This is a genomic window from Paenibacillus sp. CAU 1782, from assembly GCF_054551715.1.
Window position 1 is genome coordinate 100,248 of the sequence record NZ_JBTOLL010000013.1, and the last position, 11,980, is coordinate 112,227.

Here is an 11,980-nt window from a genome sequence, read left to right on the forward strand (position 1 = left end):
AAGGAAATAGCTGACTCCATCTGGAAATAAGAAAGCGTTATCTAAAATTTTTTGCTTACTCGAGGTGAGTTGCATTGGGTTCTATACAAACAGCAAGACTTTGGTACGATAGGCCCGCCGCAAGCTGGAACGAAGCTTTGCCGGTAGGCAACGGAAAGCTGGGCGGCATGGTATTTGGCCATCCTGCGGAGGAGCGTATTGCGCTGAACGAGGACAGCGTGTGGTATGGAGGACCTCGCGACCGCAACAATCCGGACGCGCTGCCTAATTTGCACCGTATCCGTGCTCTGCTGCGTGAGGGGAAATTGCGGGAGGCGCACGATCTGTCGGTATTGGCGATGGCCGGGGTGCCTGAATCGCAGCGTCACTATATGCCTCTTGGCGACCTTTGGATTTCATTTGCCTCGGGAGGAGCCCCGGAGTCTTACGTCAGGGAGCTGTCGCTTGATCAAGCGATCGCAAGCGTTGCCTTCCAGACGGAAGGAGTCCATTTCTCAAGAGAAACGTTTGCCAGCCATCCCGACCAGGTGCTGGTCACGCGGATACAGGGTGACCGGCCGGGCAGCGTATCGCTTAAAGCAAGATTGGGCAGAGGGCATAACCGCTATGTTGACGAGTTTGTTAAGTCTGGCGAAAATACGGTGATGATGAAAGGGAACTGCGGCGGAGCCGGGGGGATGGACTTTGCCTGTGCGGTGCGGGTCATTGCCAATGGAGGCCGGGTCTACGCATTGGGCGAGCATGTGCTGGTGGAGGGGGCAGACAGCGTTGTATTGCTGGTTGCGGCGGCGACTGCCTTTCGTCATGAAGCGCCGGAGTCTGCTATTCTTCAATATCTTGAATCCGCTTCCAAAATGGAGTATGAGGCGCTAAAAGCGAGGCATGTCGCCGATTACCGTTCGCTGTACGATCGGGTTTCATTTAGGCTGGATTCGCCAGGCGAGCCGGAGCCTCTGCCGACGGATATTCGCCTGCAGCGGCTGAAGGATGGGGAAGAGGATGTTGGCCTGATTTCCCTTTATCATCAGTTTGGCCGCTATTTGCTCATATCCAGCAGCCGCCCGGGTTCGCTACCCGCCAACTTGCAGGGGATATGGAACGAGCATATGCTTCCGCCTTGGGATAGCAAATATACAATCAATATTAATGCCCAGATGAATTATTGGCCGGCTGAAACCTGCAATCTCGCCGAGCTGCACGAGCCCTTGTTTGATTTGATTGAACGAATGAGAGAACCAGGCGCCGTCACCGCCCGGACCATGTATGGATGCCGTGGTTTTGTTGCGCATCACAATACGGATATTTGGGGCGATACGGCGCCGCAGGACAAGTTTCCGCCGTCAACCTTTTGGCCTATGGGCGCAGCCTGGTTGTGCCTGCATTTGTGGGAGCATTACGAATATGGCGGGGACCGCTCTTTTCTGGAAAAGGCTTATCCGCTTATTGTCGATGCAGCGGCGTTTTTCGTCGATTTCCTGGAAGAAAACGGGGACGGCGTGCTGGTAACGTCGCCATCTGTCTCGCCTGAAAATGTATATATTTTGCCCAACGGAGAGTCTGGGGCGCTCAGCATCGCGCCTTCTATGGATGCGCAAATATTAAACGAGTTGTTCCAGGCGTGTCTGGAAGCTTCGGAAGTCCTCGGACGCGACCAGGAGCTGCGAGTGTTATGGCAAGAAATTATGGAGAAGCTGCCCAAGCCGGCAATCGGCAGGCACGGGCAAATTCAGGAGTGGCTCGAGGATTATGAGGAGGCAGAACCGGGCCACCGCCATATTTCACATTTATTCGCTCTGCATCCCGGCAAGGGGATTTCTGCAAAGCGGACCCCGGAGCTGGCAAAAGCGGCCAGAGTGACGCTGGAGCGCCGTCTTGCGCATGGCGGCGGCCATACGGGATGGAGCCGCGCCTGGATTATTAATTTTTGGGCAAGGCTGGAGGATGGCGAAAAGGCTTACGCCAATATCCGAGAGTTGCTGGCGCATTCCACCTTGCCCAATTTATTGGACAATCATCCGCCCTTTCAGATTGACGGCAATTTTGGCGGAACTGCCGGCATAACGGAAATGCTGCTTCAAAGCCAATCTGGCGATATTCATCTCCTTCCGGCTTTACCCAAAGCCTGGGCGAGCGGCGAAATCCAAGGCTTGCGGGCAAGAGGCGGTTTTGAAGTGGATGTAAGCTGGGATAAAGGAAAGCTGCGGGAGGCTCGCGTACGCCCTGCCCGAATCGGCATTTGCCGGGTCCGCTGGGATTCCGAATTATCTGTTTTTGCCAGCGGCGCGCCGGAGCCCGGCGTTCGACAGGATGATGGAGCCGTGGAATGGGCGGCGGAGCAGGGCAGGGAATACGTGCTGCGGCCGGTGTAATGAGTGGCGTTGTCGGAAGGGGAACAGCATGCGGGTCAAGCGGACAAAGCAGTCCGTTTGACCCGCATAGCTTATGAGACTATGTACGGCTGTTCGAAACCCGCTGGTCTCGAAAGCCGTGTGTTGGGCGTGTCATCAAACTGTCTCAAGGGCCAACGGAGTTTGAAGACACATCCTAGTCCACGACGCCAAATCCCAGAATGGTAAAGCATTTGTCCGTGTGTCCGTCAGCCATTGCAATTTCGACCGTGTGCAGGTCGGATACCGTTTCATTAATTAAAATCGAAGCATGGCAATGCGTCCATTTGATCAGCTGCGGGTCGGCCTTCTTGACGAGTTTTCCGTCCACCGAGATTTCGGCGGTCCCGAACTCGCTGCTGCCGGAATCTTTGTAGATCAGCAGCAGTCTTTTGCAGCGGAGAGTCATGATGAAGGGAGCGTTCCTGCTATCCGCTCTGTGCATCCAGTTATGGGGAAAGAGCGGTTCGGCATGGAGGTTGTCATCAAATTCGGCCGCCTGCAGCTCCCTGTCAACGTCCTGAAAGCCACCTTCCGAAAAACGGACCATTTCCGCTGCGTTTGATCGATCCAGCAAGGTGACGTTGACGAATTCATTGCCAATCAGCGGAGGTTTGGCGGTCATGATATCTTCACTGTCGCACTCTGCTTCGCCTGCTTTTGCGAAGAGATAAGCAAGGCAGTCGGCCATGATGACATGTCCGGCATTGCCTGGATGATAGATATCATCAAAAAACTGCCGCTTGGTTATGACGCCGCCTTCCGCTCTGGAGAGGGAGAACTGGGGCGTGACGGCATCCTTAATGCTTGCCATCGGCAGTCCGTAATAGGTTCCAACCGGAGCAAGCCGATCCTGAAGATTCCAATCATTGATAAACACGCTGAACAGCAAAATGACGGCAGGCGACTTCTCTCCGGACAGCGCTTTCAAAACGAGGCTTTCATAACATTTGCCTTTGGTTTCATCGTCCGCGTCGTTGACTGCGAATTCCACGATGACGATATCCGGCTGAACGGCTCCGTCTCTCAAGACATCGCGGTCATACCGGATCATGCCTAGCTCCGAAGGCGTCCCGCCAACGCCCGCTTTAATAAAGGAAATGGAATCGCCGCCGCCCTTGCCGTACATTTCTTTAAACTTCAAATAGGACAAATAAGCGTAACAGGAATCATGAGCGGGTCTGGCGCAGGCGCCTTGCGTAATGGAGCCGCCGATATAGGCGATGGTGACCGGCTCGCCGTTTTGGGCCTTTTGAATGGCAGATTTCAACCTTTTGTTGTTGCCGCTGCTGAGCAGGGAACGAGAGATCATTTCCCTGTAAGCGGAGGATTGAAAGTCAACCGGGTGATCGGAAACGAGGGCAGGCGCGTGAAACCCTTCATTTAAATAAAAGATAACCGTAACCGTTCCGGCAGCTCCGGCATGAGGCAGGGCAAAAGAAAGCTGGCCAAGACCAAGGGAACCTTCCTTCATCCAGGGGAAAAGGCTTGTCTCCAAGCGAGTTTCGGTACCATCGGTCCGACAGGCAAAGGAAAGCCGTCTATTATCGGAATGTTCTCCCGCCGCGGCGCGGTTTTCAATAGTCGCCTCCATTTCGGAGAGGCCTGCGCTTTCCGCATGGACGGCAATTCCGATGCTCTGAACCAGCTTTCGGATGCCTTCGCCGTCTCCAAGCAGCTCCAGGATGCTGCTGTCCTGGATGCCGCCCGTCCATTTGGCCCGTTCCGCCAAAACCGGGCCTTCAAGGGGGAACGGCTGTGAGATAAAGCCGTTTTGACGCGGCATGCCTTCCATTTCAGTGGCGAGATAGACATAAAAAGCTGAGCTGGGCGCGCTAATGCCCGTGTTCAAGTTCTTGTTCATGATTAGTTGCCTCCTCTGGAATTGATTCGCATATTTTACTATAAACGACGAGGCAAAAAAACCTGTCTATGAGTGGCTGTTGGCGCAAGCGGCAATCCGCCAATTGTACGAGCAATGAACCAGCTTTCGGCAGGTTGCCGCTGCCTGGCAACGGCGCTAAACTGGAGGGCAAAGCGACCTGCGCGGCGGTTACACGGTGACAAACCGTGGGCTTTCCTGCCGGCGAGCAGGATCAAACCATAAGCAATAAAGAGGAGGCTACACAACATGTCCATTGAACGTTCCAATTCCGCACCAAGCCTGCATGAAATCTTCAAGGATCGGTTTCGCATAGGAGCTGCCGTAAATCCGGGGATACTGGCGGGTGAAAAGGATTTGCTGGTGCGGCACTTTAACAGCTTGACCGCAGAAAACGAAATGAAATTCGAAAGCCTTCACCCGGAGGAAAACCGTTATACGTTTCAGCATGGGGATCAGTTGATTGCTTTTGCCCGGGAGCACGGGATGGATGTACGGGGCCACACTCTGGTATGGCATAACCAGACGCCGGATTGGGTATTTAAAAATTCTTCCGGCGGCGATGCCGACCGCGTTACGCTGCTGGCCCGAATGAAGGAGCATATCAATACCGTCGTTACCCGCTACAAGAACGATATTTACGCATGGGATGTCGTTAACGAGGCGGTCTCCGACAGCGGTCCGGAAATGCTTCGTTCTTCGCGTTGGCGGGATATCATCGGGGACGATTTTATCGCCAAGGCATTCCATTACGCACATGAAGCAGACCCGGCCGCCCTGCTGTTTTACAATGATTATAACGAATCCGTTCCTGAAAAAAGAGAAAAAATCCATTCTCTGGTGAAATCGTTGAAGGAGCAAGAGGTTCCGATTCACGGAGTTGGCTTGCAAGCGCATTGGAATCTGGAGGTTCCTTCGGTTGACCATATTCGCCAGGCGATTGAAAGATACGCCAGCCTTGGCTTGCAGCTGCATATTACGGAGCTGGATGTATCCGTATTCCTGCATGAAGACCGACGGACGGATGTGACCGAACCAACGAGCGAAATGCTGGAAAAGCAAGCGGAGCGGTACGATCAGTTTTTCTCCTTGTTTCGCGAATATAGCTCCAATGTTACGTCCGTAACCTTTTGGGGGGCGTGTGACCGGTATACATGGCTGGATGGCTTTCCGGTTCGCGGACGCAAAAACTGGCCGTTCCTGTTCGACGAAGAAGGTCAGCCAAAAGCGTCATTCTGGAAAGTCGTGGAGGGCGCGAAGGAAGGCCGTAAGCTGTAGAAAGCGGAGTAACTGTAGATGTTGAAATCGATGAAGTGCCGCTGAAGCCGAGATAGATGAGCGAGTTGAAGAAACTGTGAAAGTTGGAATGTCAATGAAGCAGGAGGATCTGATTTTGACTAAAACAATCGTAACCAACCCCATTATTTGGAGCGACGTGCCGGATGTGGACCCCATTCGGGCGGGAGATACGTATTACATGGTTAGCACAAGCATGCATTCCATGCCGGGTTGTCCCATCATGAAGTCCAAGGATTTAATGAATTGGGAAATTGCGGGATACCTCTATGAAACGTTTCAGGACAATGACGCCCATAACTTGAGCAACGGCCGGCACATCTACGGCAAAGGCTCCTGGGCGGCCAGCCTGAAGTATCATAACGGCCTTTTTTATGTTTGCTTCTCCAGCAACGACACAGGGTCTTTTTATGTGTATACAACGGCCAATATCGAGCAAGGGCCGTGGACGCGCAGCGTCATTCCCGGACTTCGCCATGATCCCGGACTGCTGTTTGACGGGGATCGGACGTACGTTTTTTATGGCAACGGAGATATTTACATAACGGAGCTTACGCCTGACGCTTCTGCCGTAAAGGACGGAGGCATCAACCAGCTTCTGTTCCAGACGGAGACTGAAGGAATCGGGCTGCGGTGTGAAGGCTGCCATGCTTACCGGTTGAATGGCTACTATTATCTGCTCTTTATTGAGTGGCCGCGCACCGGCAATGGGCGCCGCAGGCAAATTTGCTACCGCTCACGGGAACTGCTGGGTCCTTACGAACGCAAAATTGTATTAGACGATGATTTGGGCTACCGCAATAAAGGAGTGGCGCAAGGCGGCATTGTCGACACACCGCAAAATGAATGGTACGCCATGTTGTTTCAGGATCATGACGCCGTTGGGCGCATACCGTGTCTGGTTCCGGTATCCTGGCAGGACGATTGGCCGGTTTTTGGCGTCGACGGCAAAGTGCCGGAACGGTTTGAAGTTAATCTGCCTCCCGCGCCGGTGGGGCCGATTGTCATCAGCGACGAGTTCCATTACTCCTCCAACCGCTTTGCCTTGAATTGGCAGTGGAATCACAATCCGGATCACCGGTTCTGGTCCGTGACGGAGCGGCCGGGCTTTCTGAGGCTGACTGCGGGAAGCCTTGCGGATAGCGTGCTGCAGGCGCGCAATACGCTGACTCAACGGACGGAAGGTCCGGCTTGCGAAGGAACGGTTCGGCTGGATACGGCTCTTATGAAGCCAGGCGACCATGCGGGACTTGTTGCGATGCAAAACGGCTTTGGCACAATCGGCGTAAAAATGGGAGAAAACGGCGAAGCAAAAATTGCGATGTGCATTAATGGAGGCCAAGGAGAGGAAAAGGAGCTGGCGTCTATTCCGCTTTCCGCAACCGCAGTTGATCTAAAGATTCATTTCAACTTCAAGGACAGCGAGGACATCGCCACTTTCTGGTATTCTCTAGACGGAACCGAATGGACGGCTCTGGGGGAAAACCTGGAGATGAAATATACGCTGGATCATTTTATGGGCTACCGGATCGGCTTATTCCAATACGCAACAAAGGAGACTGGCGGAAGCGCCGACTTCGACTATTTCCGATACGCAAAAATAATCGGCGAATAGAGGGGACCGGAGTCTTATTCCGGGAAGGCCGCAGTATAGGTTTTTTATTCCTTCTTGAAACGGAGATGAGTGCAAATGGCACTGCTTCAAATCAGCTTTTTTTCCAAATGTTTAAAAAGAGAAACGACCTTTAATGCCCTGCTGCCGCTAGACGGGCCGCCGCCGGAAGGAGAGCCGCCGCTTGGGGCGCTATATTTGCTGCACGGCTATTCCGCAAGCTATACGGACTGGCTTAGCCATTCACGGATAAGGGAGCTGTCGGATCGATACCGTCTGGCCGTTTTTATGCCATCAGGCGAAAACCACTTTTATCTGGACGATGTGGAAAGAGAGGCTTTATACGGCGAATTTGTCGGCAGGGAACTGGTTGAGTTTACCCGGCGGATGTTCCCGATCAGCCATCGGCGGGAGGATACACTGATCGGCGGTTTGTCCATGGGCGGTTACGGCGCTCTCCGAAATGGCCTGCATTATGCGGAGACATTTGGGCAAATCATCGCTTTGTCATCGGCTATTCTATCTTATCGAGTCGCCGATATTCAACCCGGCACTCACAACGGCATAGCGGGATATAGTTACTACAGAGCCGTCTTCGGAGAATTGGACTCCGTTCGTGGCAGCGACAAAGACCCGGAAGCGCTTGTTCGGCGTTTAAAAGCAAGCGGTTCTCCCGTTCCCGAAATCTATATGGCTTGCGGCACCGAGGATTTTTTGCTGGATGTAAACAGGGAGCTTGGTCAATTTCTGAAGGATGAAGGGGTACGGCATACGTACAGGGAATCGCCCGGCAGCCATACCTGGGAGTTTTGGAATGACAAAATTGTTGATGCGCTGGAATGGTCCAAGCAGTCGACTCGTTTGGAGAAGGATCAATCGCAAGCGTAACGAACAAGCGGATGTAAGGCTGCGGCACGGAGGTTGGCTATGTTGCAATCGTCCGCATGCCGTTATATAAAAACTGCACCCCGCAGCAGCAGAACAGCTGCTTAGGGAGTGCAGTTTTTTATTTACAGTGAAATGCCGGACATGTCTGATGGGCTTGACACATTCACTTAAGAAGTTCATCCCAAAACTCTTTTTCAATACAAGCAAGTTCCTTAATTAATCTGAATGAGGTTCCATTGCTGATGAAGATCGCCGCGATACATATTTTGCTGAATTTTGGCTGCGTCCGCCGTTGAAGCTCCGGCCACTTCGACTGCCTTGTTGCTGTTTACGTTCAGGATGCTCCAATATCCGTTGCTTAACTTGATTAGCCTGAATTGTTGGGCCGCGCTGGATAAATCGGTCATAAGCTGGATTGCTTCGCCATTGTTTTTTGTCCCGTTGCGCACATCCATGACTTTGTTATCGCTTGAGCTGACACTGCGCAGCTTGTAGAAGTTGTTATAGGTGCCTTGATCGGTAATCGTCCAGCGCTGCGCCGTTGCATTGTTATCCGGCCACTGCTGCAGCTGCAAGCTGGTTGTATTTTGTCCGCCTGGAACTTCAAGAACTTTGCCCGTTGCGCGGTTAACGAGCTTATATGTGGATCCCGACGAAATGCCGTTCCATATGCCGTTCCAAGGGTTGAATTGCGCCCGCTCGTAATACCATTCGAAAATAAACCGCGCCATGCCGTCCCGAGCTGCATTGCCGTCATATAATAGACCTGCCGTCGGGTCCGCAAAGGAGCTTCTTGTTCCCGGCTGAAGCAAAAATCCGTTCATATGAACAGCGATGCTGACATTTCCGGCTGCTGTAAAGATTGCTTTTGTATTTTTGCCGAATCCTTCGTTGGATCCGTTAAACAAGCTCCAATAAGCCGAATCTCCCGGTAGCGTTTTGAACCATGTCGTCTCCGTAATGTTGATTGGGTAGCTGTCGGCGCAAGGCTTGATATTGGTATCCCACTGCTGCTGCAAGGTCGCAAAATTGTCGCCAGCGCCATAACCCGGGTACCAGTGCACGGAGTAACCGATGTTGTTCAAAGGATCGGTTAGCGGGTAGGTCGCGCAAAGCTGATAATATTGATCCCAGCCAAGTCCCGCCGCCCAAATGACATTATCCGCGCCTTTGCTTCGAATCGTGGAGATTAAGGAGTTTTGGAAGTTTTTGAGCGAGTTCCAATAGGCTGCAAAATTGGGCTGGGAGGGATGTCCGCCCCATACGCCGTTTACATCTGATAATACCGGTTCGTTGATCAGCTCGAACATAACGTTATCTGCGCTTTTAATTTCCGGCTGACTGGCGAGGTATCCCCAAATTTCATTGAATTTGGCAAGGTTGTCCGGGGTTGTCGCTCGATCGTTGGAAAGAGTGAAATCCAGGCCGAGCGTCACGTAAAGCCCTTTTGTTTTGGCATAGGCGATATACGGAATAATGACGTTTTGGGTGACTGCCTGCAATCCGGAGAAGCTGTAAGTTCCGGCCGCAACATCGCCCATGTCCTCGCGGTCGATAAACAAACGAACTTGATTCATATACCAGCCGTGATTATTTCCGTATTTGGGAGATGTGCTCGTAAAAGTGTCGGTAATATCTTTCAAATACGCCAAGATGGCTGCGTGCCGATTGCCTCCGTTTTGATTCAGGTAATAGCTGCTGCTCTGATACGTCCAATACGATCCGGAGGGCTGATGCCAACCGCTTAGCAAAACCGGCTGCCCGCTGCTGTTAACCAATTGGTTGCCGCTCACATGCAGCTTGGACATCGGCATGCCCACCCATGCATTCGCCGGAGCACCGGTTAACGCCATCGGCGATAACAATAGCGCAAGGAGAAGCAACAACTTTACGGCCAGACTGCTTTTCAACTTCATCTTTCATACCAGCTCCTTTTTAATAGAGTTTTTATGTGAATTCATGGAAGTTCGCAGGCAAAAGAAAAGAGAAGCAGGTTGTCCGGAAGCAGAAAGGATAAGGATTGATTAGAAAGGACTAGAAAGAACTGGAATGGACTAGAACAAATTTGAATGAATGAGAACGGGTTGAAGTGAAGAAAAGGTTAGCGGAGGTTGCATCTTCTTTGTATGCGCTTTCATTAATGTGAGTTTACTATCCGCGGAAGGGGGAAAACAACCTGTCTGATGCTAGCATAAACGCCTGCGTAACCCTAGCAATATTGGCATAGGCGCACGCCATGAATCATTATTTGTTAAACTACTAGTATGAAGCCCAAGATTGGAACAAGGAAATGAGGCACGTTAGATGAGCGAATTTAATTTTACACTTGATAAGTCTGAATCCTGTGATGTTGAGGCGATTGCCAATTTAAGGGCGGTCGTGCTTTATGATGACTTAACAAGGTTAGGCAGATTTAATGATGAAAAGGTTCGTCAGCGCTTGAGGGATTCCTTCGACCCGGAACATACATGGATTATCAAATCGGATTCTGAATTTATTGGTTGTATTGCTTTCAAACCGGCATCCGAGGGCTACTTAGTGGAGCATTTTTACATTCATCCCGATTATCAAGGTAAAGGCATTGGCAGCCAAGTGTTGGAGTATTTCCTTGCACAAAATTATGTTTTAGGAAAACGTGTCTCTTTAAATGTTCTTCAAGGGAGTCCGGCAAGGCGCCTATATGAACGATTTGGGTTTAAAGTAGATAGCGAAGATCCCGTAGATATTTTTATGTCAATGGTAGCGGGATCATAAAGACATTTACCGCCTGCTGGCACTGTTCGATTGGATTTTCGGCTGAGTTGGTTTTATATCCTGCTTTTTGGAAATAAGCCATTGTCTACCGCATGAATTTGGCATATAATGTATTCCCATATTGGATGGGAGAGATGACTATGAAAAATAGAATAGAAACATTTAGCGGCTCCAAGCATTTTCAACTGAATTACATCTCTGATCGTGTCGTTGCAGCAATTGCGATCCCAGGCACTGGTTCTTTGTCCAATTCCACGATTCTTGATCTGGGCGATTTAACGGTTGTTGTGGATACATTCGCGACCATACAGGCCGCAGAGGATTTGAAAGCAGCGGCGGAGCATCTTACGGGAAAACCAGTATCCTATGTCATCAATACGCATTGGCACAGTGACCATACCTCTGGCAATCAAGTGTTTAGCCCTTCGGCTGGAATCATTTCAACATCGGCGACCCGTCATATTATGGATACATTCGCCAGAGACAGGCTGGCCCGATTCCAGGGGAATCCGGATCAGTTCCATCAAGCCATTAACGAACTACAAGAGCAAATTCAACAAGAGAGTGATGAAAAGTTAAAAAGGGAAATGATCTGGGAAAATGCGACGGACCGTGAATTTACGAAAATTCTCCCCGATCTCGTTTTATCGCTGCCAACGATGACGTTTGAACAGCAGATGACGATCCATGGCAGTAATTGCTCCATTCAACTTATTACATATGGAGGGGGACACTCGCAAAGCGATGCCATCGTGTATATCCCGGAGGATAAAATTCTTCTCATAGGGGATCTGGTGGTCTCCAACCATCACCCTGTTTTGGCATACGCGGCCCCTCAGGATTGGCTGACGATTTTGGAGCAGATCGAGCTGCTGGAAGTAGAAACAATTGTGCCGGGACATGGCGGAGTATGTTCGATGCAAGAGCTTCACGAGGTAAAGGGGTATTTAAACGATATAATGGCTGTAGCGACGGAAGCTGTTCGAAGCCAAAAAAGCATAGATGAAGTTGAAGTGCCGGAGAGGTACCGGGAGTGGTACTTTACGAGCTATTTTAAGGGAAATGTAAGTAAAGTTTATGACATGGTCAATCAATCAGAGGAGCAATAAAGCTGCAACGAATGAAAACACAAAGCGATGGCACAGAGCCATCGTTTTGTTG

The 11,980-nt window shown here is 51.1% G+C and carries 8 protein-coding genes; 6 read left to right on the plus strand and 2 right to left on the minus strand.

Going from position 1 to position 11,980, the window contains the following annotated elements:
- The first annotated feature begins 83 nt into the window (after positions 1-83).
- Entirely contained in the window at positions 84-2,369 is a 2,286-nt protein-coding gene (locus tag ACX93W_RS20745) for a glycoside hydrolase family 95 protein (RefSeq protein ID WP_459394306.1), read from the plus strand.
- Between the two features lie 175 nt (positions 2,370-2,544).
- Here the strand turns inward: ACX93W_RS20745 and ACX93W_RS20750 are convergent, their stop codons facing one another.
- Positions 2,545-4,251 (minus strand): SGNH/GDSL hydrolase family protein, encoded by a 1,707-nt coding sequence (locus ACX93W_RS20750; RefSeq protein ID WP_459394273.1) that lies wholly within the window; start codon positions 4,249-4,251, stop codon positions 2,545-2,547.
- Positions 4,252-4,518: 267 nt separating this feature from the next.
- Between ACX93W_RS20750 and ACX93W_RS20755 the strand changes: the two genes are divergently transcribed.
- From ACX93W_RS20755 to ACX93W_RS20765, 3 genes are all read left to right on the plus strand, one after another.
- The gene (locus tag ACX93W_RS20755; RefSeq protein WP_459394274.1) at positions 4,519-5,547 is read left to right on the plus strand and encodes an endo-1,4-beta-xylanase; all 1,029 of its coding nucleotides are present in this window, start codon (positions 4,519-4,521) and stop codon (positions 5,545-5,547) included.
- A gap of 115 nt (positions 5,548-5,662) precedes the next feature.
- Entirely contained in the window at positions 5,663-7,180 is a 1,518-nt protein-coding gene (locus tag ACX93W_RS20760) for a glycoside hydrolase family 43 protein (protein WP_459394275.1), read from the plus strand.
- A gap of 75 nt (positions 7,181-7,255) precedes the next feature.
- Positions 7,256-8,065 carry an alpha/beta hydrolase gene (locus ACX93W_RS20765; RefSeq protein WP_459394276.1) on the plus strand — a complete coding sequence of 270 codons (810 nt, stop codon included), beginning with the start codon at positions 7,256-7,258 and terminating at the stop codon, positions 8,063-8,065.
- 212 nt (positions 8,066-8,277) lie between these two features.
- Here the strand turns inward: ACX93W_RS20765 and ACX93W_RS20770 are convergent, their stop codons facing one another.
- Positions 8,278-9,981, minus strand: coding sequence for an RICIN domain-containing protein (locus tag ACX93W_RS20770; RefSeq protein ID WP_459394277.1), 1,704 nt, complete (start codon positions 9,979-9,981; stop codon positions 8,278-8,280).
- Positions 9,982-10,369: 388 nt separating this feature from the next.
- Between ACX93W_RS20770 and ACX93W_RS20775 the strand changes: the two genes are divergently transcribed.
- A complete protein-coding gene (locus tag ACX93W_RS20775) occupies positions 10,370-10,819 on the plus strand; it encodes a GNAT family N-acetyltransferase (protein ID WP_459394278.1) in 450 nt (149 codons plus the stop codon).
- A 140-nt stretch (positions 10,820-10,959) separates the two neighbouring features.
- On the plus strand, positions 10,960-11,928 hold the full coding sequence (locus ACX93W_RS20780) for an MBL fold metallo-hydrolase (RefSeq protein ID WP_459394279.1): 969 nt from the start codon (positions 10,960-10,962) through the stop codon (positions 11,926-11,928).
- Positions 11,929-11,980: the final 52 nt, after the last annotated feature.